The 18,295-nt window shown below is 63.1% G+C and carries 19 protein-coding genes and 1 pseudogene; 7 read left to right on the forward strand and 13 right to left on the reverse strand.

The genetic code is table 11. The features are described 5' to 3' along the window. Positions 1-35 precede the first annotated feature (35 nt). Entirely contained in the window at positions 36-1,436 is a 1,401-nt protein-coding gene (locus WS66_RS00935) for an MFS transporter (protein WP_082729079.1), read from the forward strand. Positions 1,437-1,544: 108 nt separating this feature from the next. Further along, the gene (locus tag WS66_RS00940; RefSeq protein ID WP_059608071.1) at positions 1,545-2,522 is read left to right on the forward strand and encodes a helix-turn-helix domain-containing protein; all 978 of its coding nucleotides are present in this window, start codon (positions 1,545-1,547) and stop codon (positions 2,520-2,522) included. On the opposite strand, the gene WS66_RS00945 is transcribed toward WS66_RS00940, so the two are convergent. The 3 genes from WS66_RS00945 to WS66_RS00955 are packed head-to-tail and all read right to left on the reverse strand — an operon-like array spanning position 2,504 to position 5,924. Then, positions 2,504-3,550: a carbon-nitrogen hydrolase family protein gene (locus tag WS66_RS00945; protein ID WP_082729080.1), complete on the reverse strand. Its 1,047-nt coding sequence runs from the start codon at positions 3,548-3,550 to the stop codon at positions 2,504-2,506. The two genes, WS66_RS00940 and WS66_RS00945, sit on opposite strands and share 19 nt — an antisense overlap. A gap of 35 nt (positions 3,551-3,585) precedes the next feature. Continuing rightward, entirely contained in the window at positions 3,586-4,644 is a 1,059-nt protein-coding gene (locus WS66_RS00950; protein WP_082729081.1) for a porin, read from the reverse strand. 20 nt (positions 4,645-4,664) lie between these two features. Then, positions 4,665-5,924, reverse strand: coding sequence for an MFS transporter (locus tag WS66_RS00955; protein ID WP_059608073.1), 1,260 nt, complete (start codon positions 5,922-5,924; stop codon positions 4,665-4,667). 1,077 nt (positions 5,925-7,001) lie between these two features. On the opposite strand from WS66_RS00955, the gene WS66_RS00960 reads away from it, so the two are divergent. After that, positions 7,002-7,934, forward strand: a complete 933-nt coding sequence (locus WS66_RS00960; protein ID WP_059608118.1) for a LysR family transcriptional regulator — start codon at positions 7,002-7,004, stop codon at positions 7,932-7,934. Here the strand turns inward: WS66_RS00960 and WS66_RS00965 are convergent. The 4 genes from WS66_RS00965 to WS66_RS00980 all read right to left on the reverse strand — a co-directional run bounded on the left by WS66_RS00965 (position 7,911) and on the right by WS66_RS00980 (position 10,841). Further along, the gene (locus tag WS66_RS00965) at positions 7,911-8,627 is read right to left on the reverse strand and encodes an SDR family oxidoreductase (protein WP_059608074.1); all 717 of its coding nucleotides are present in this window, start codon (positions 8,625-8,627) and stop codon (positions 7,911-7,913) included. The genes WS66_RS00960 and WS66_RS00965 overlap by 24 nt on opposite strands. 89 nt (positions 8,628-8,716) lie before the next feature. Beyond that, complete coding sequence (locus WS66_RS00970) at positions 8,717-9,388, reverse strand: peroxiredoxin-like family protein (RefSeq protein WP_059608075.1); 672 nt, start codon at positions 9,386-9,388, stop codon at positions 8,717-8,719. Between the two features lie 46 nt (positions 9,389-9,434). Further along, positions 9,435-10,211 (reverse strand): enoyl-CoA hydratase/isomerase family protein, encoded by a 777-nt coding sequence (locus WS66_RS00975; protein WP_059608076.1) that lies wholly within the window; start codon positions 10,209-10,211, stop codon positions 9,435-9,437. Between the two features lie 63 nt (positions 10,212-10,274). Beyond that, positions 10,275-10,841: a carboxymuconolactone decarboxylase family protein gene (locus WS66_RS00980; protein WP_059608077.1), complete on the reverse strand. Its 567-nt coding sequence runs from the start codon at positions 10,839-10,841 to the stop codon at positions 10,275-10,277. Positions 10,842-11,751: 910 nt separating this feature from the next. On the opposite strand from WS66_RS00980, the gene WS66_RS00985 reads away from it, so the two are divergent. Continuing rightward, the gene (locus WS66_RS00985; protein ID WP_059608078.1) at positions 11,752-12,822 is read left to right on the forward strand and encodes a rhodanese-like domain-containing protein; all 1,071 of its coding nucleotides are present in this window, start codon (positions 11,752-11,754) and stop codon (positions 12,820-12,822) included. A 124-nt stretch (positions 12,823-12,946) separates the two neighbouring features. Next, a complete protein-coding gene (locus tag WS66_RS00990) occupies positions 12,947-13,606 on the forward strand; it encodes a glutathione S-transferase family protein (RefSeq protein ID WP_059608119.1) in 660 nt (219 codons plus the stop codon). Between the two features lie 136 nt (positions 13,607-13,742). Here the strand turns inward: WS66_RS00990 and WS66_RS00995 are convergent, their stop codons facing one another. The 3 genes from WS66_RS00995 to WS66_RS01005 all read right to left on the reverse strand — a co-directional run bounded on the left by WS66_RS00995 (position 13,743) and on the right by WS66_RS01005 (position 15,586). After that, positions 13,743-14,438, reverse strand: a complete 696-nt coding sequence (locus tag WS66_RS00995) for a phosphatase PAP2 family protein (protein ID WP_059608079.1) — start codon at positions 14,436-14,438, stop codon at positions 13,743-13,745. Positions 14,439-14,665: 227 nt separating this feature from the next. Further along, positions 14,666-14,929 carry a hypothetical protein gene (locus tag WS66_RS01000; protein WP_059608080.1) on the reverse strand — a complete coding sequence of 88 codons (264 nt, stop codon included), beginning with the start codon at positions 14,927-14,929 and terminating at the stop codon, positions 14,666-14,668. Positions 14,930-14,947: 18 nt separating this feature from the next. Next, entirely contained in the window at positions 14,948-15,586 is a 639-nt protein-coding gene (locus tag WS66_RS01005) for a 2-hydroxychromene-2-carboxylate isomerase (protein WP_059608120.1), read from the reverse strand. Between the two features lie 163 nt (positions 15,587-15,749). On the opposite strand from WS66_RS01005, the pseudogene WS66_RS34735 reads away from it, so the two are divergent. After that, positions 15,750-15,965, forward strand: a pseudogene (locus WS66_RS34735) (amidohydrolase family protein); the annotation flags it as partial. Between the two features lie 25 nt (positions 15,966-15,990). Here the strand turns inward: WS66_RS34735 and WS66_RS01020 are convergent. The 3 genes from WS66_RS01020 to WS66_RS01030 all read right to left on the reverse strand — a co-directional run bounded on the left by WS66_RS01020 (position 15,991) and on the right by WS66_RS01030 (position 17,413). Beyond that, on the reverse strand, positions 15,991-16,467 hold the full coding sequence (locus WS66_RS01020) for an SRPBCC family protein (RefSeq protein ID WP_059608082.1): 477 nt from the start codon (positions 16,465-16,467) through the stop codon (positions 15,991-15,993). Positions 16,468-16,587: 120 nt separating this feature from the next. Then, entirely contained in the window at positions 16,588-17,073 is a 486-nt protein-coding gene (locus tag WS66_RS01025) for an SRPBCC family protein (RefSeq protein ID WP_059608083.1), read from the reverse strand. Further along, on the reverse strand, positions 17,036-17,413 hold the full coding sequence (locus WS66_RS01030) for an ArsR/SmtB family transcription factor (protein ID WP_059608084.1): 378 nt from the start codon (positions 17,411-17,413) through the stop codon (positions 17,036-17,038). The genes WS66_RS01025 and WS66_RS01030 overlap by 38 nt, the downstream gene beginning before the upstream one ends. 196 nt (positions 17,414-17,609) lie before the next feature. Between WS66_RS01030 and WS66_RS01035 the strand changes: the two genes are divergently transcribed. Then, positions 17,610-18,140, forward strand: a complete 531-nt coding sequence (locus tag WS66_RS01035) for a GNAT family N-acetyltransferase (RefSeq protein WP_059608085.1) — start codon at positions 17,610-17,612, stop codon at positions 18,138-18,140. Positions 18,141-18,295 lie beyond the last annotated feature (155 nt).

The following is an 18,295-nucleotide window of genomic DNA, read 5'->3' on the forward strand; positions in this document are numbered from 1 at the left end:
AAGACAAGGGCCCGCTGCGCGCCTCAGGAGACAAAATGGACCAGTCCCTTCCCGCGTCGTCCGAGACGCGAACCTCGTCACGCGGCGCCAGCCTGTACGGCGGTGAATCGGTCGATATCGGGCACACGCTCGATCACGGTCCATACGCACTCGTACAGCGAATCGCTGTCGTCCTTGCAGCGCTTTCCATTGTCGTGGACGGCTTCGACAGTCAAATCATCGGCTTTGCGATCCCGGTCCTAATCAAGGAATGGGGCGTAACACGCGGAGCCTTTGCGCCTGTCGTCGCGGCCGGGTTGATCGGCATGGGAATCGGCAGCGCAGTGGCAGGCCTGTTCGCCGATCGATTCGGGCGTCGCTGGGCCGTCATCGCGAGCGTGCTGATTTTCGGCACTGCGACTTGCGCGATCGGGTTCGCGCCGAACATTGCCGTCATCGCGATGCTGCGCTTCTTGGCAGGCCTGGGTATCGGTGGAGCGCTGCCCACGTCGACGACCATCACGGCCGAATTCACACCGGCCCGTTATCGGACGCTTGCGGTAACCGCAACCATCGTTTGCGTACCGCTTGGCGGGATGCTCGCCGGATTGTTCGCGGGGCAAGTATTGCCATCGTACGGATGGCGTGGCCTGTTCGTTGCGGGCGGCATCCTGCAGCTCGTCCTGGGCATCGTGTTGCTCGTCATGCTGCCTGAATCGCCCCGCTACCTCGCGCGCCGTCGGCATCGGCGGCCCTACCTCGTGCGTCTGCTCGCACGCATGGGCCGTCAACTCCACTCCGACACCACGTTCACCGATGCACGCGAGCAGCAAACCGAGAAGCAGACCGGATTCCTGACCCTGTTCCGCGAAGGTCGCGCGCGAGATACGGTATCGATCTGGAGCGCATTCTTTGCATGCTTGCTTGCCGTCTATGCGGCGTTCAGCTGGCTGCCCGCCATGCTGACAAGCGAGGGCTTGTTGGTCGCGATCGCGGGCTACGGATTAACTGCTTACAATCTCGGCGGCGTGCTCGGCGCACTCGCGTGTGCGGTGGCAATCGCTCGCTACGGTTCGCGCGGCCCCCTGCTTCTGTGCTACATCGGGGGCGCCGTCAGCGCGTGGCTGATCCTGGGTGTCGACCTGAAGCATCAGACGACATTGCTGGTCATTGGACTTGGGCTGCACGGCCTGTTCGTCAACGCCGTCCAATCGACGATGTATGCGCTCTGCGCATATGTCTATTCGACCGGCGTCCGGGCAACTGGCACTGCATCCGCACTCGCTTTCGGCCGGCTCGGGACAATTCTCAGCGCATTTGCCGGTGCGACCGTGTTTACTGCGACCGGTGGAACCGGCTACCTGCTGATGCTGGGCTCGGCGATGACGGTCGTGTTCGCAGCGCTTGCCGTCGTCCGTCAGCATATTCCCGCATCCGCAGATTCGAGGCGAGGTTAGTCATACGAATTTCCGGTGACAATCGCCGATTGACGCCGGAAATTGGCGGAACCATATTTCTCAAAATGGATCATGTGACGCAGCCGTCTGCCGTTGGAAGATCGAAGAATGGGATCGCCTGATACCTCGAACGCGAATTGTCGCGTTAACGAATCGCTTGTATCGCTCGCCAAATGGGAGCAGGCGGCAGCGCAATGCTGCGTTCCGCTTGTCATATCGCACGAACGGGATGCGCACTTCGCGGGAAACATACAAAGCGCGACGATCGCCGACGTCTGCGTCTCGCGAATATCCGGTGGGCGGCACGTCGCCGAGCATGATGTCGCGTCGATCTCCAACACGGATGGAGACTATATCCTTGCCAGTCTGCAACTGCAGGGGGCCGGCAGGTTGATTCAGGACGGACGTTCCGCGTCCGTCGAACATTACGACCTCGTTTTTTTTGACTCGCGCAGACCGTTTCGCTGGGAGCTCTCCCAGCCGTTCGACCAAATTTGCATACGGTTCCCGATGTCGCTGGTCACGTACCGGATCCCGCTTCGAGACACCTTCGTCGCGCATACGATCTCCGGCACGGAAGGCCTTGGCATGCTCGTGGCTCAACACCTCATAACGCTGTGCGCCGAACGCGATCGGCTCGCCCGATCTCCCAGCGCGCCGCAAATTTCCACATCGGCTGCAGATATGGTCGGCGGGCTACTGGCGGAGTGGATGCAAGTCCGCCCTGGCCCTCGAACCAATCTTCATTCGATGCACTTGCAACAATTGCGTCAGTTCATCTCGAACAATCTGCGGAATCCCGATTTGAATGCCGACATGGCGGCGGCGGCGCTGGGCATGTCGGCACGCTATCTTCATCGCCTCGTTCAACAGGATGAAACCACCATCGGCCGGATGATTCTCGTCGCCAGACTGGAGCGCTGTGCGCAGTGGCTCTCGCTGAAATGCTATGCGAATTGCACTATCGAGCAGATCGCGGGAACCTGGGGATTTGCGAGCGCGGCGCATTTCAGTCGAGCGTTTCGTGCTCATTACATGAAAACGCCGCGCGAATACCGGCTAATCCATCAATCGACGGCGTCCTGACGATCGTCGGTGTCGTTCGGTGCACCATCCCGCATCGGCAGTTGCGACCTGCACGACGCATCATTCTGGCCGGCATGCTCCACGCACCGCCGCGGTTGCTTGTCGAACCAGAGTCGTAAGACGTCGGGGCGCGCGTAGTGCCCGACAGGATCCGCTGCCGCCTTCGCGAGCGAGATGCGCGCGAGATCGATGTCGACGTACAGCAACCCTTCCGCCGTTTCCGGCAGTTTCTCGACGAGCGATGCACCGTCCGGCCCATACGCCACGGCATGCCCGCCGCCGGCACGGATCATTGCACGCTTGTCTGCCGTGTCGCACAACATGTCGACCATTTGCTCGCTGATCACCGCGCACGGCGCGAGCACGAAGCACGAGCCCTCGACCGCATAAACCCGGCTGACCGCGTTGTTCACCTCATGGCCGAGGGCTGGCGCGAATTCATACATGGAGAAACTCGGCCAGGCCGCGACGTGCACCTGTTCGTGCTGCGCATACATCGCATACTTGGCCAGGGGCTGAACGTGCTCCCAGCAACACAATGCACCGACGCGGCCGATGTCAAGATCGTGCACGGCCAGATCGCTGCCGTCGCCATCGCCGAATACGGTGCGCTCGACATGCGTCGGCCGCAGCTTGCGGCGCGTGGCGATAGTCGCGCCGTCCGGACCGATGATCCATTGCGCGATATAAAGGCTGCCGCCGCACCGCTCCGACAAGCCCAGTACCACCGTAATCTTGTTGCGCGCCGCAGCGTCCCTCAGGGCTGCGGCTTGCGGACCGTCATACGTCATCGAATTGTCGAAATAGCGCTGGACGAAACCTGACCCAAGCGCCCACGCGGGAGATCCGAGCCACACGTGGAACGAATAGCCGGGCAGCCAGGTTTCCGGAAATGCAATCAATGCGGCTGCGTTTTGTCCGGCTTCGTCGATCAAGGCGATCGTTTTTTCGATCCCCCTGTCGAGGTTCAGGAATTCGGGAACAGCCTGAACGACTGCCGCAACGTACTTCGGATGTTCTAGTGCCATTTGAGTACCTGTGATTAAACTGAACACCGTTCCGACTAGAACCGGTGTTGAATACCTACCGAAGCTGCCAGCGTATTGCCGTTCGGGATGCTGGTGAGGTCACCGTTTGCGGCGACGCCGGTTCCCATGCCTCCATGATTGTTGACGAGCGCGACTTGCGCATAAAGCGACGTCCTCACCGACAACGAGTACATACCACCCACCGAATACATCAGCGAATGACTGGCGCTTGCCGATCGGTCTTTCGAGTAATACACCCCGCAGTCCAGGAGAATCGGGGCAGACGGTTTCCACGAGAGCCCGCCGCCATAGGTCATATAGTTCGGGCTGCCAGGCGCCTCGTTATTGCGCAGGCGAATGGCGAGCGCGTATCCCGTCACCGATTCGAATGAGTATGACGCGCCGAGCGTGGCGCCGTCGATGGCGGTCTGACCGGTCGTCGAGTCTTTCGCCTGGTAATACGCCGCGTCGGCGGAGAACGGTCCGGCCGCATAGGTCAGCGAGCCGGAGAGCCGGCGTCCCTTCACACTGCTGCCCGCAACTCCGCCGGGCGCGTACTGAACACTGCCGGTGAAGCCGCCGAATGTCGGCGACGTATACACGAACGAATTGGCGTCGAAAATCCCGTTGATGCCGATCTTGCCCAGATATTCCGTGAATGCGCTCGCGAAGTTGGACATGGCACGCGGATCACGGCCGCCGATCGCGAGAAAGAACGGCGAGAATTGCAGGCCGGCCTTGATGTCGCCAAAATCGCCAGTTGCCTGCACATACGCATGACGACCGAAAATACCGCCGTTCGAATTGCCGAACTGCCCTGTCGTCGTCGAGAACCCGTTCTCGAGCGCGAACCCGATTTTCGTCCCGCCGCCGATGTCTTCCTGCCCTTTCAATCCCCAGATCGAGGGCGCCCACCCACCATCGAGTGCGCCTTTCAACGCCCCGGCGTTGCCGGAGGACTTGGTTTGGTAGACAAGGCCCGTATCGACGATGCCATACAAGGTGACATTCGATTGGCCAAAAGCATGCGCTGATACGCTGCCCAGAGCAGCCATGGTCAGAAAGGCGGCTGACGGCCGATGAAGCGTTTTCATTCGAAGATCTCCGATGGAACTCAGCTTTTCTGTGCAGTCAGGCTTTCGTGCGTCGGGGCATGACCTCGTTTTCCCGGTGCGGTTTCCCGCAGCAGAAAGGCGAGCAGAAAGCCGGTGCCGAGCGCCATCGAGGCGAACAGGATCGTGGATTGAAGGCCCATGTGTTGAGCGATAAAGCCTGCAATAGCTGGGGCGACGCCGCCGCCGAAGATCTCCCCGGCGCCAACGACGGCACCCACCGCAGAAGACGTCAGCGACGAGGGAACGGCTTCCGCCGCAATTGGACCGGCCATCAACGAAATCGCACCGCAGCAGAAGAACGCGATCACAAACAGGAGAGCGAACAACACTGCTGGAATCGTCGGCGCATAAGCGAAAGCAAGCAGAGATGCACATCCGGCGAGAAAGGTAATCTTCGCGGCGTTCCTGCGACCGATGGAATCGGAAATACCGCATACGAAAATCTGACCCGCGAATCCGCCAAATCCGAGGCCCGACATCACGAAACCCATCTGTGCCGTCGGCATGTGACGGAAGTCGGTCAGATACACAGGGGTAATGGCCGCGAGAACGAACAGTCCGGCCATTGCACAGAAGATGGCACCCATACCGACGCGCACGTTGCCGTAACGGAGCACTGAACTCCAGCGCTCTTGTTGCGACACGCGTTGTGCCGACTTTGCCGACGCGATATGAGCAGGGTCGCGAATGGTGCGATACATCAGAAACGCCAACAGCAACCCGGGTACGGCGACGATGGCAAACACGATGCGCCACGACGGGACGACCGACAGGAGCTGGGTGGCAATGATCGGCCCGAGACCAAGCCCGAAAAGCGCGAAGCAGCCCTGAATGATGCCAAGGTTCAAGCCGCGGCGAACGGGTGGCGAAGCGTCGTCGCCTGCCGCGAAGCTGGCGGGACAATACGCGCCTTCGGTAATGCCCATCAGGACGCGCGTCATCATAAGCACGCCGACACCACCGACGAGGCCGGTAGACCCCGACAGCAGCGAAAACAGGATGATGGCGGGTATCAGGATCTTGCGTCGGCCGACCGTGTCGGACAAGCGTCCCATCAGGATCGCCGACACGCCCCAGGCGAGGCCAAGCACGGCCGTGACGTTCCCGAGATCCTGATAGGTGAGACCGAGGTCCCGCATCATTTGAGGGAACAGCGGTGTAATGAGCCAGCGGTCGAGACCGACCAGCCCGAAGCCAAGTGCGAGCAACGCAATCGCCCGCCGTTCATATGTCGAATTTGATCCGATGTTTGTATTCATGGTGCAACCCCCTTGCGTCTCCCGCAATCAGCCTTCATCACGTACATCAACCCGTTGACCCGCTCAGGCACGTATCGCGTGTCGGAGCGGCGTCAGGGCAATCGTGCGTCGCGGAAATTTTCAGAGGTTGACTGATAGCGAACTGCTTCTTGACGTCCAGTGCCTCGTCCCGGCGCCATCGACAACGAGACAGGCGGGCGGGGAAATGCAGGCGCTCGCAATTGGCGCCAGACGTGTTCACACGCGCACCAGCAAGTTCAGTCGTCCTGTTGGCGCGGGATTCCAAGCCTTGAGAATCAGAGGCCGCATCAGAAATGCCGGAGAGATCGGGCCCCCGAATTCGCGGAGATAGAATGCGCGATCTACCTTCCCAGGACGGCAACGGCGAGAGGCGCCCGAGCGTGTGGGTTGGCTTTGCACCTGGCTATCCACAACCAGACTGGCGCGTCGTTACGCGGCAACGAGGCGAGCACTGATCGAACGGCTGATATGACTCCCGGTGTCAATGAAGATCGGTTTTTGGGTTTTCCACGCGTTATTGTTCAAATTTCCTGAGGGCGGCGCAGCAGTACGTCTCGACGGTGGATCACGCTTCTATGAGCGCGATTATGTCAAGATCACTTTCGTCTGTATCTTCATAACGTGTTTCCGGTAGGGCCTCCGTCTGAAGTCGCCGTTGCGCTCGTGAGATGAAACGGCATCTCACCACCTTCTATTCGCTGGCGGGTCGCCAGCCTTATCCTGCATGCGCGTTACGCCGGAATCTCTTCCGGGAACATGCCCCATCTGAAAATATTCGGTTGCTTCAGCAACCCAGCGTGATCACGGGCATGTTCACTCCAACCGTGTTTGCTACGAAAACAAAGTACCAACCTGTACATCATTGATCTGCCCCCTTCAATAGGGCCAATGGGCTTCTAGCAAAGTCCCTTTTTGAACGGGAGTCAGATGACAAAGACCGATCATCGGCAATTTCATAGCCCCGATGTTCTGACGCGCTAGACTTCCGCCTGAACACATCTCGGCCACAGATCAACCACAGCAGGGACTTTCACGGTCCTCATGGAGAGCAACAGCATGGACCGGATGGCGGCAATGGAAACGTACGTCAGCGTCGTGGAGGCGGGATCGTTCTCGGCGGCCGCCAAGCGGCTCAAGCTCGGGCAACCGGCCGTTTCGAAGTCGATCGCGCAGCTCGAGGAGCGGCTCGGCGTGCGACTGCTGTTGCGCTCGACGCGCGGCCTGACGCCCACCGATGCAGGTCAGCGATTCTACGAGCACGCGAGGCGCGCAATCGAAGAAGCAGACCTCGCCGAGCATGTCGCGCGTGACGCGTCGACCGGGCTATCCGGCGTGCTGCGCATCAGCGCAGCCGTGACCTTCGCGCGGCTGCACATTCTGCCGGCGTTGAAGACGTTTCTGGACCGGCACCCGAACTTGCAGATCGATATCGTGCTGGACGATCGCACCATCGACCTGCTCGAAAAAGGTGTGGACGTGGCGCTGCGGATGGGTTCGCTCGACGATTCGACGATGACCGCACGCCGCATCGCGCAAAGCCGTCGGCTGGTGGTCGGAACGCCTACGTATCTCGCCGAAACGGGCGTGCCGAAGACCCCTGCGGAGCTCAGCCAGCATCAGGTGATCGTGTATTCGTTGCGAGGCGGTGGCGAATCGTGGGCGTTCAGCCAGCACGGAAAAGAAGTGGCGGTGGTGGTGTCGGGGCGCGTCAGCGTGAGCGCCGCCGAGGGCATGCGTACGACCTTGCTCGGCGGCCTGGGCCTGGCAATCGCGTCGGAATGGATGTTCTCGCCGGAACTCGCCGACGGCACGGTCCAGGCGGTATTGACCGACTGGGAACTGCCCCCGATCGACCTGTGGGCGGTATTCCCGGCCGGACGGCTGGTGAGTGCGAAGGCGCGGGCGTTCGTCGCCTTCGTGGAAGAGATCCTCGGCGCCGCAGGCACGGGCAACGGCAGCGCGCCTTCAGAAAGCGAGCTTGCCGATTGACGCACCGCCGTCGACGTAAAGCGTCTGACCGGTCATGAAACCGGCGGCATCGGAGAGCAGAAACCCGATCGTCGCGGCTATTTCATGGGGCTGGCCGAAACGGCCCATCGGCACCGAGGCCAGATAGCGCTTCTCGCCTTCGCTGCCGGGAGGATTGTTCGCGCGAAACAGCACGGTCTCGGTCGGCCCCGGAGCGACGGCATTCACCGTAATGCCCGTGCCCGCCAGTTCCAGCGCCCACGAACGCGCAAAACTCACCAGCGCGGCTTTCGCCGCTGCATAGGCCGTGCGTTGCGTCATGCCGAGAATCGTCAGGCTGGAAATGTTCACGACGCGTCCCCACCCCCGTTCCCGCATACCGGGAAGCAGCGCCTGCACGGTCTGCACGGCAGGGTGAAGATTCAGCGCGAGAACGTCGTCGAGATCATTTAGAGCGACTTGCCCCAGACGCTGCGGCCTTACTAACGCCACGTTGTTCACCACGCCATCGAACCGATGACGTGGCACGAGGTCATCGAGCACCGCACCGGTGGCGGCACGGTCGGCCAGATCGACACGGACCAGTTCGCCCGGAAAATCGCTTGCTTCGCGCGCGAGACCCACCACGTGGTGGCCCTCGGCAATCAGACGTTCTGTCAACGCGAGGCCAATACCCTTGGTCGCGCCGGTTATAAGGAATGTACGCTGTGTCATCTAATATCCTCTACGGATCAGAAGGAAGGGAAAGCCGCGCCGGGTTCTCCGGCGCGGCGTGGCAGTTGCCAGACGTTGAGCGGTAGGGCTCACGCGTTGGCCGTCGCCTTTTCCAGAACCGGGAACATGTCCGACGGATCGGGACGACGCGTGTAATCCGGGTTGACCTCCGAGTACAGCACGATCCCATCCTGTCCGATGACGTAGCGCGCGGGCATCGGTAATGTCCAGCTCGGATCGTTATTGAATGCGGGCAGGTCATTCTTCAGATTTTTGTACAACTCGACCAGGTAGTCGGGCAACGCGAAGCGCAGGCCGAAGTCAGCGCCCGTCTGACCGTTCACGTCGCTCAATACCGGGAAGCCGAGTTCGTTGGTGCGCACAGATTTGCGGCTGTTGACCGGCGTCTGCGGAGAGACCGCCACGACGTTTGCGCCGTAGGCCTGGATCTGTGGCAGCACTTCGTTGATCGCCTGCAATTCGATATTGCAGTACGGACACCAGACGCCGCGATAGAACGTCACCACCAGCGGACCCTTCACCAGCAGCGCGGCGGAAGAGACGTCGTTGCCGTCCTGATCTTTGAGGTTGAAATGCGGCGCGCGGTCGCCAGCCTTGATCGCGCGGGCTGCCTGGCCGCTCGCAATCAGCGCTGCCGTGGCGCGTTCCATCACCGGATGAATGTCCGGCGGTGCGTTGAACGGCGGTTTGCCTGCCTTGAAGTCGGCCCGGAAAGCGTCGAGTTTGTCCTGAAGTGACATGAGTGTTCTCCGTTGAGAGGAATTGAGCAATTGACGAATGAGGGAATCAAGCTGCGTTTTGCGCGGCGGCCATGCGAGCTACTTCGGCCGCAGTAATACCTTCGAGGGCCAGGCCGTAACCGATGCCTTCGTCGATCACGCGCCGCAGCCGCTGTGTCAGTCCGATGCGGGTGTATTTGGTGGTGAGTGGGGGCTGTTTCGCGATTGTCGATGCGATGGTGTGCGCGCGCTCCAGCAGTTGATCCGCGGGGACGATCTCACTGACGACGCCAAGCGATTTCGCCTCGGCTGCGTCGAGCTTTTGCTGCGTGAGCACGAAGTACCGGCCGCGAATACTGCCGATCATTTCCGGCCAGAGCAGATGGACGCCGTCATTCGGTGCGATGCCGAACGCGGCGTGCGGCATGTCCTGGAAGATCGTATCGGGCGTGGCCAACACGATGTCGCACAGCAGGACGTATTCCGAGTGCAGCAGGACGGGGCCGTTCAGCGCGGCAATCATCGGGACTTCGATGTCCAGGATGTTCATCAGGATCTTGCGTCCTTCGCGGAAGATCTTGTCGTAGCCACGCGGCGTGAAGAAATCGAAACCTTCCGGAGAGATTGCGTCCATGAATGCGTCGCCGCTTCCTGTCAGGATGACCACCCGGTTATCCGGATCTTCGCCGATCTGATGAAACATGTCGGTGAACTGCTCATGCGTATGGCCATTGAACACAAGCTTCTTGCCATCAGTATGAAACCGGACTTCGAGCACACCTTCCGGCGTGCGGGTCAGCGCAGCGTTAGGGTAAGCGGTTTTATAGCGGTCGAACGTGGACATTGCAGTTCCTCGATAAGTCTGGGCGCAAGATTGGACGGAGCCATACGGGCTCCCGAGAATGGATCAGGCGGTGACAGCGACAGGTTTGGTCCACTCGTTACCGGCCATGAAGGCGTCGAGTTCGGTGTGGACGATGTGGTTGGTGTAGTTGCTCATCACCTTGGTGGCCACGCCCAGGATCACTTCGAGAACGTTCTGACGGGTGTAGCCAGCGGCGAGGAACGCGTCGACTTCGGCTTCGGGGACGAAGCCCCGTTCACGCACCACGAGCGTCGTGAATCGATGCAAAGCTTCGAGTTTTGCATCGGGCAGCGGCGTGCCGGCGCGCAGCGCTGCGATCACACCTGCATCCATCCTGATCATCTTTGCGAGCGTGCTGTGACCGGCCATGCAATAGTGGCAGTTGTTCTCGAAGTTCGAGGTCAGGTAGACCACCTGCTGTTCGTGTGGTGTCAGCGTGCTCTTCGAGAACAGGTCCCATAGCGCCGAATAGCCGGCGAGCAGCGCGGACGATTCCGCCATATGCGCCTGAAGATTGGGGACGAAGCCAAAGGCGCGCTTCGTGTCTTCGAGGCTTGCCTTCGAGGCGGCCGGTGCGTCATCGATCGTGTAGGTTTGGAAGTTGCTCATCGTTTTGCTCCTGTTGGTTGACGGTGAGCAAATGATGAAGATCAGCGCTTTTTCGAAGAAGACAGGCGCCGTCGATAACAGTCATTCCTGGGAGGAATAAAGCAAGGTGACATTGAAGTGGCTGACCAACAAAACCCTGACGGTCCACGCACCGGGAAGAATGTCTCAGGGCTCGGTCGACTGCCTTCGATCATTCGGCGTTGGCATGGGACGGGCCGCTTCAACTTCAAAAGCGGACGCACAACGGGCGGGGAGTCATTGGCGGCTTAGGGTCGGTAACGGCCCGTCCCCAAAAGGGCGGCCGTAGGTCTTGGCGGAGCTTTGTGTACCTAGCCTTGTCAGATAAGGCGCAGGTACTGCTGCATCATCGGTGCTCGCAAGTAGCTTTGCGGGTATGTGTGTGCGGGATGCGGCAGAGGTGGCGAGACTGCCAAGGGTTATCCCTCAAACTACGGAGACAACGAAGTCGCGATCGAGATGCGGTAATCGCGTCTGATCTCGAACCGCGTGCGATTATGCGTCCGGGATGCAGTGACCGAATTGTGCCCGCGACAAAGAGCGATAGTTCGGAAACTCAATAAAAATCAGTAAAAGATAGATAGCCTGCGTTTTGACCGGCGCGAGACAAATTATTAAAAATCAAATGTTTACCTGTCTTTGTCTGTGATCGATCGTCATCGACATGTCGACGCAATTCCTGTGAACGTGAGACGAGAACAGGCGGTAGCGTAAGACCGCGCGCGCGATGGCCGGGGCGCGGCATGACACCTCACTGCATGCAGCGATGCGGGTGGTGTGCGCGTTTTGCACTACCCTGTATGAACGCGCGCCCCGCGCGGCGGGTGTCGCAACCGGCACCCTTCGCACGATCCGTACAACCCGCACGCCCAGCCGACGGAGCGACTTCGCCATGATCTTCCGGCAACTCTTCGACCCGCAATCGTCGACCTACACGTACCTCCTTGCCGACGGCGCATCGCGCGAAGCGCTGCTGATCGATCCCGTGTTCGAGCAGGTGCGCCGCGACGCGGCACTGCTCGACGAGCTCGAGCTACGGCTCGTCGCGACCGTCGACACGCACGTGCACGCCGATCACGTGACGGGTGCGTGGCTGCTGAAGCAGCGCACCGGCAGCGCGATCGCGATTTCGGCCGCGAGCGGCGCGCAGGGCGCCGACCGTTACCTGAACGACGGCGATCGCTGCGCATTCGGCACGCGCTACCTTACCGTTCGCGCGACACCGGGCCACACGAGCGGCTGCATCAGTCTCGTGCTCGACGACGAATCGATGGCGTTCACCGGCGACTGCCTGCTGATACGCGGCACCGGCCGCACGGATTTCCAGCAGGGCGACCCGCGCGCGCTGTATCGCGCGGTGCACGGCCGGCTGTTCACGCTGCCGGCCGCCTGCCTGCTGTATCCCGCGCACGACTATCGCGGGCTGACGGTGACGAGCGTCGGCGAGGAGCGGCGCTTCAACCCGCGCCTCGGCGGCGATCTCAGCGAGGACGATTTCGCGGGCTACATGCGCAATCTCGGGCTCGCGCATCCGCGCCAGATCGACGTCGCGGTGCCGGCGAATCTGCAGTGCGGCGTGGCTGCGAACGCACCCGACGCGCACGCGGTGGCCGACTGGGCGCCGCTCGTCTACACGTTCGCCGGGTTCTGGGAAATCGATCCGCAGTGGCTCGAAGATCACCTGCCGGAGGTGCAGGTCGTCGACGTGCGCGAGCCGGACGAATTCTCGGGCCCGCTCGGCCATCTGCCCGGCGCGACGCCGATTCCGCTCGGCGAACTGGCCTCGCGCACCGGCGAGCTCGCGCACGACCGGCCGATCGTGACCGTGTGTCGTGCCGGCGGCCGCTCCGCGCAGGCGACGGTGATTCTCCTGAAGGCCGGTTTCGATGCGGTCGCGAACCTCGGCGGCGGGATGCTGCGCTGGCGCGGCGAAGGTCGCGTCGTGATGGATGGCCGGTCGTAACGGCGCGATACCGCATACGAAAAAATGTTCGGGCCGCTGTCGAATCGGCGAGGCGCCGTTCGTCGTCAAGGTATCCGATCACATGGCGCTGCATGACGCGGCGCCGAAACCCGAGAGCCCCGCGATGACGCCGACGCTATACGCCCATCCCTTTTCGTCCTACTGCCAGAAGGTGCTGACCGCGCTGTACGAGAACGGCACGCCGTTCGCGTATCGCGTGCTCGCGCACGACGATCCGAAGCCGATGCAGGAACTGGCCGCGCTATGGCCGATGAAGCGTTTCCCGGTGCTCGTCGACGCGGGCCGCACCGTGATCGAGGCGACGATCATCGTCGAATACCTCGACCTCTACCATCCGGGCCCCGTGCGGCTGGTGCCCGACGACCGGCGCGCGGCGCTGGAAGTGCGGACGATGGATCGCTTCTTCGACAACTATGTATCGACGCCGCAGCAGAAGGTCGTGTTCGATGCGCTGCGTCCGGCGCACGAGCGCGATGCGCGGGGTGTCGCCGACGCGCGCGCGATGCTCGAAACGTCGTATGCGTGGCTGGATCGCACGATGGCCGATCGCGAATGGGCGGCCGGCGACCGCTTCAGCCTCGCCGACTGCGGCGCGGCGCCGTTCCTGTTCTACGCGGACTGGACGCACCGGATCGACCCGTCGTTCGCGAACGTGATCGCGTATCGCAAGCGGCTGCTTGCGCGGCCGTCGTTCGCGCGGGCGGTCGACGAAGCGCGGCCGTATCGTGCGTTCTTCCCGCTCGGCGCGCCCGATCGCGACTGACATGCGCGGCCGCGGTTGCCGACGCGGCGGCGACCTGACCGGCGGCGTGCGCATGGCGTGATGCCGCCGCGCAGGGCCGGCAGCGCGTGCCTGGGCGTCGTGACGACAGCAGCGGATGCATGGCGGCGCCGTCCCGTTACATCGCCGTGTGCTTGACCGACTGCGCGAGCGTCAGCAGTTCGTCGAACTGCGTGATCAGCTCGAAACACAGCAGGAACGCGAGCGTATAGGCCGGCGCGGGGAAGCGCCGGATCGCCTCCAGCACCTGCGGCGCGAAGCGCGATCGAATCGCATCGCGCGTCAGCAGCCACGCGATCGCGATGCCGATCGCGGCACCGGCGATCAGGTCGGTGGGATAGTGATAGCCGAGATACGCGCGCGGCACGCAGATGAACACGACCGCATACAGCAGCGCGAGCACGCCGGCCCGGCGCGCGATGATGAAGATGCCTGTCGCGATCGCCATCCACAGCATCGCGTGATCGCTCGGAAACGAACTCCACGCCTGCAGCGTGGCCGCGCGCAGTTCCTCGGACGGGAAGTGCAGGTGCAGATCGGGGTTGTAGATCGGCCGCACGCGGAACGGCAGGACTTTCGCGAGCAGCCGGCCGAACGCGAGCGCGACGAGCCCGCTCGCGACCGTCGCGATGACCAGCTCGCGTTGCCGTTCGCGTTCCGGTCCCGGCTGGAACCACAGCCAGCACAGCACGGGGATGAGGATGAAGCCCTTGAACGTATAGAGTCCGGCGATCACACGGATCGCGTGATTCATCAGCGGTCCGAACGTGATGTGGGTGAGGAAGGTCTGGATCGCGGTGTCGAAATTGTTCATGTTCTGCGACCCCGGCGGACACGCAGCACATGACACGCGACCGGCAGGGATCAGGAAGCGCGCTCGCACGGGAGCGCAATGGGGGGCAAGTATGTCACCGGTAATTTCGAAGAAAATGGGAAAAAATACCGGGATTCCCCTTAGAAAACGCGATTTTCCGATGGGGCCGGATTGGGAATGACCGTGCGGCGCGGTCATGTCGAATCATCTGACGGATGCGCGCGCGTTCACTGCGCATCGTCGAAAAATAATGTGTTGAACTGGATAATCCGGTGAGCGATCGCGTACTTGCATCGGATGACCGAATGCGCGTCGCATCCCGCGTGGATCTGCCGTGCTGCGCCGGGCCGCGAAGCACCGAACGAAAATAAAAAGAAAAGATGTGCAAGCCGCGTGGGGTTGCCCCGCGCTCGCCCCAAGCGCTGCTCGTGGACTTCGTCGCGATGATGCGCGAAGCCGTGCCGCTGCTCGACGAAGGGCGCGACACGCAAGCGTCGTCACACGCGCCGTCAACCGCGCCGGATACCTTCGGGCAGCGCGCTGATGCGGCGCACTTCGGGCGAGTCGAGCCACGCGCGCGACGTCGCGCAGTCGACGAACATGTCGGTCGCGTCGTCGCCCCAGAACAGGTCGCCGTCGAGTTCGAAGGTCGGCACGCCGAACACGCCGTGCGCGATCGCCTGATCGGTGTTCGCACGCAGCGCGTCCTTCACCGGTTGGGCTTCGACGGCCGTCACGCCTTCCGGAAAGCCGACCGCCTCGCACAGCGCGGCGAAGCCGTCCGGTGTCGATACGTCCTGGCCGTCGCGCCAGATGTGGCGGAAGATCCGCCGGATCGCGTCGGGCGAGCCGCCCATCGCGATCGCGAGACGCAGCGGCCGGATCGGGTTGAACGGATGGGCGGGCGGCATCCGGAACGGAATGCCGAGCTTGTCCGCGCGGTATTGCGCGTGGCGATACGTGAAGATGCGCTTCGCCGCGATCTCGGCCGGCGCCTTCTGGCCCCAGTGTGCGAGCAGCGCGCCGAGCACGATCGGCTTCGGCTCGTATGCGGCGGCAGGCGGCAATTGGTCGAACCGTTCCTGCTGCAGATACGCGAACGGCGAAACGAAATCGAAGTACCAGGTGGCGGTGCGCGCGGCGTTCATCGTGGGGTTCCCTTGCGTGTCCGGACGGCGGTTGCATATGCGGCGCCGTTCGACGGCGTGCTGCATGCGTCGACGGCCAGTGTCGCATGCGGCCGCCTTTTGCGCTGCCTCATCGCCGCATGCGCGTGGCCGGTTATGGCTGGGCGGGGCCATCCGGTACCGCGAATCGGGCGAGACTGTCGCGCACGGCTTGCGCATCGTAGCGCGCGCCTGCGCCGCCGAGCGCTGCATGTTCGAGAGCAATTTCCCGGTCGACAAGGGTTCGTATTCGTACGTGAACGGCTGGAACGCGTTCAAGCGGTTGACCCCGCATGCGGGCCCGAGCGAGCGCGATGCGCTGTTCCGCGGGACCGTCACGCGCGCGTACCGGCTCGGCTGATGCGTCCTGCGCCCGTCGCCTCGCGCTAGCCCGTCTCGACCAGCGCGGCCAGCCGGGCGAGCGCCATTTGCCAGCCGGCCTCGTTGTCGGCGGCCGGCACGCCGGGCGGCACACCGTCGTGTACCGCATCGATGCGTGTGCCGCCTGCTTCGTCGGACAGCATGATCGTGACCGTCATCGCGCCGCGCAGCATCGGATCGTCGGTTTCGAACACGTCGATTTCGACGATCTTCTGGTCCGGCACGAGCGTCACGAAGCGGCCGTGATAGGTGTCGGTGTGCGCGGTGGTCTTGCCGGTGCCGTCCGAAGGTGCGTCGTAGCTCAGCGACACGCGCAGCGCGCCGCCTTCGCGCGCGTCGTATGCGTGCACGCGGCACGTCATGCCGTCAGGCACTTTCCATTGTTCGACGGCGCGCGGATCGAGCAGCGCGCGGTAGACGCACTCGCGCGGCGCGTTCAGGTGCCGACTGACCCGGGTCGAATGCGTATGCATGTGCAGCATATGGCCTCCCGCGGAACGCGCACGACGGCGCACGCCGGATGCCGGCGTCTCGTCATGCTCCCTTCAGGAATCCTAGGCGCGCGCGCAGCCGCATGCAATGGCCCGCGCATGCGGCCGCATTCAGCGCAACGCGGCCGCGAATTCGTCGAGCTGCGTGATGCAGATGTTCCAGCCATCGAAAAAGCCGAGGGCCTCGTGCCGCTCGCGCGTGGCGGCATCAGGGTGCATCACGCGCGCCTCGTAGCGGCAGCCGGCGTCGTCGTCGGCCATCGTGATGACGGCCGTGAAGCCCAGCCACGGCACCTGCGGCCGCCAGCCGCCCGTGAGCATCGACGTGAATGCGATTCGCGCTTCCGGCACGATTTCGAGGAAGCAGCCGGGGTTGTCGCTCGTGCCGCCGTCGGGGCCGCGCATGAACGTGTGGAAGGCGCCGCCCGGGCGCAGGTCGAACGCGTGCACTTCGGTGGTCCACGGTTTCGGGCACCACCATTGCTTCAGCAATTCCGGGTCGGTCCATGCGCGCCAGAGTGCGTGGCGCGGCGCGCGCAGCGTGCGCGTGATGACGAGGTCATGGGCTTCGGCGGGGTCGACGTGGCTGGCTGACATGCGCTTGCTCCTCCTGGTGACGGCGTTCGACGAATTCCACGAGACGATCAGAGCGCGCTTCCCAGTGCGCGCGCTGCGCGGCGAGCCACTGCTCGGCCTCCGCCAGCCGGCTGCCGACCAGCTCGCAGGTGCGCGAGCGGCCAGTCTTCCGGGTCGTGACGAGGCCGCTGCGCTCGAGCACCGCGAGATGCTTCATGAACGACGGCAGCGCCATGTCGAAGGGCGCGGCCAGTGCCGAAACGGTCCGCCCGCCATTGCCGAGCGCGCCGACGATCGCGCAGCGTGTCGGATCGGCGAGTGCGTGGAATACGTCGCTGATGCCGGGTTGAAAGTTAGCCATGTGGCTAAGCATAGGCGATTCAGCCGGATTTTTCATCGCGTAGCATGATGGGGCGGTAACACGCGCCAATCGGGCCGGGCGCCGTGTTGCCTTGCAGCGGCCGCCGTTGCGCATGCATCGACCGCACGCCGGCGTTCCATTCGATCCGGGCGCACGCCGACCGAACGCGTGCCCCACCTGATATACCGGAGAGGGTATGACCGAACCCGTGACCGTGCGCCGCCTCGATGCGAGCGAAGCGCATGCGTGCATCGACGCGCTGGCCGACGTGCTGATCGATTGCGTCGAGGGTGGCGCGTCCGTCAGCTTCATGTTGCCGATCGAGCGTTCGACCGCCGTTGCGTTCTGGACGCGCGTCGCCGATGGCGTCGCGGGCGGCGAGCGCATCCTGCTCATCGCCGAGGACGTCGCCGGCCGGATCGTCGGCACCGTTCAGGTCGTGACCGCGCAGCCGGAGAACCAGCCGCATCGCGCGGACATCGCGAAGATGCTCGTGTCGCGCCATGCACGCCGGCAGGGGATCGCGGCGCGGCTGCTGACGGCTGCCGACGAAGCCGCGCGCGATGCCGGCAAGACCGTGCTCGTGCTCGACACCGTGACGGGCGGCGATGCCGAGCGCCTGTACGAGCGGGCCGGCTGGCAGCGCGTCGGCGTCGTGCCGAACTTCGCGCTGATGCCCGACGGCGCATTGTGCGCGACGACGTATTTTCACAAGCAGCTCGCGTAACCGGGCTGGATGCGATCGCACTCCGGTTCGCGATCGGCGCGCAGTGCGGCGGAGCGGGGCCGTGGGCCGGACGCCGGACGCCGGACGGAAAAATGTCGGACGGCGCCGGCGCCGCTCCGATATATTCGAGCTGGAACACGCCACCGCCATGCCAA

Origin of the sequence: Burkholderia sp. LA-2-3-30-S1-D2, assembly GCF_001523915.2 — a bacterium.
Classification (GTDB): Bacteria; Pseudomonadota; Gammaproteobacteria; order Burkholderiales; family Burkholderiaceae; genus Burkholderia; species Burkholderia diffusa.

Excerpts from the sequence above, each read along its gene's own strand:
- WS66_RS00975 (WP_059608076.1), bottom strand. The coding sequence starts at position 10,211 with ATGTCCACGTTCGACCGCTATAAAACCGCTTACCCTAACGCTGCGCTG.
- WS66_RS00935 (WP_082729079.1), top strand. The coding sequence starts at position 36 with ATGGACCAGTCCCTTCCCGCGTCGTCCGAGACGCGAACCTCGTCACGC.
- WS66_RS01035 (WP_059608085.1), top strand. The coding sequence starts at position 17,610 with ATGACCGAACCCGTGACCGTGCGCCGCCTCGATGCGAGCGAAGCGCAT.
- WS66_RS00990 (WP_059608119.1), top strand. The coding sequence starts at position 12,947 with ATGACGCCGACGCTATACGCCCATCCCTTTTCGTCCTACTGCCAGAAG.
- WS66_RS00950 (WP_082729081.1), bottom strand. The coding sequence starts at position 4,644 with ATGAAAACGCTTCATCGGCCGTCAGCCGCCTTTCTGACCATGGCTGCT.
- WS66_RS00960 (WP_059608118.1), top strand. The coding sequence starts at position 7,002 with ATGGACCGGATGGCGGCAATGGAAACGTACGTCAGCGTCGTGGAGGCG.
- WS66_RS00940 (WP_059608071.1), top strand. The coding sequence starts at position 1,545 with ATGGGATCGCCTGATACCTCGAACGCGAATTGTCGCGTTAACGAATCG.
- WS66_RS01030 (WP_059608084.1), bottom strand. The coding sequence starts at position 17,413 with ATGGCTAACTTTCAACCCGGCATCAGCGACGTATTCCACGCACTCGCC.
- WS66_RS00995 (WP_059608079.1), bottom strand. The coding sequence starts at position 14,438 with ATGAACAATTTCGACACCGCGATCCAGACCTTCCTCACCCACATCACG.
- WS66_RS00945 (WP_082729080.1), bottom strand. The coding sequence starts at position 3,550 with ATGGCACTAGAACATCCGAAGTACGTTGCGGCAGTCGTTCAGGCTGTT.
- WS66_RS01025 (WP_059608083.1), bottom strand. The coding sequence starts at position 17,073 with ATGTCAGCCAGCCACGTCGACCCCGCCGAAGCCCATGACCTCGTCATC.
- WS66_RS01020 (WP_059608082.1), bottom strand. The coding sequence starts at position 16,467 with ATGCTGCACATGCATACGCATTCGACCCGGGTCAGTCGGCACCTGAAC.
- WS66_RS01005 (WP_059608120.1), bottom strand. The coding sequence starts at position 15,586 with ATGAACGCCGCGCGCACCGCCACCTGGTACTTCGATTTCGTTTCGCCG.
- WS66_RS00985 (WP_059608078.1), top strand. The coding sequence starts at position 11,752 with ATGATCTTCCGGCAACTCTTCGACCCGCAATCGTCGACCTACACGTAC.
- WS66_RS00980 (WP_059608077.1), bottom strand. The coding sequence starts at position 10,841 with ATGAGCAACTTCCAAACCTACACGATCGATGACGCACCGGCCGCCTCG.
- WS66_RS00955 (WP_059608073.1), bottom strand. The coding sequence starts at position 5,924 with ATGAATACAAACATCGGATCAAATTCGACATATGAACGGCGGGCGATT.
- WS66_RS00965 (WP_059608074.1), bottom strand. The coding sequence starts at position 8,627 with ATGACACAGCGTACATTCCTTATAACCGGCGCGACCAAGGGTATTGGC.
- WS66_RS00970 (WP_059608075.1), bottom strand. The coding sequence starts at position 9,388 with ATGTCACTTCAGGACAAACTCGACGCTTTCCGGGCCGACTTCAAGGCA.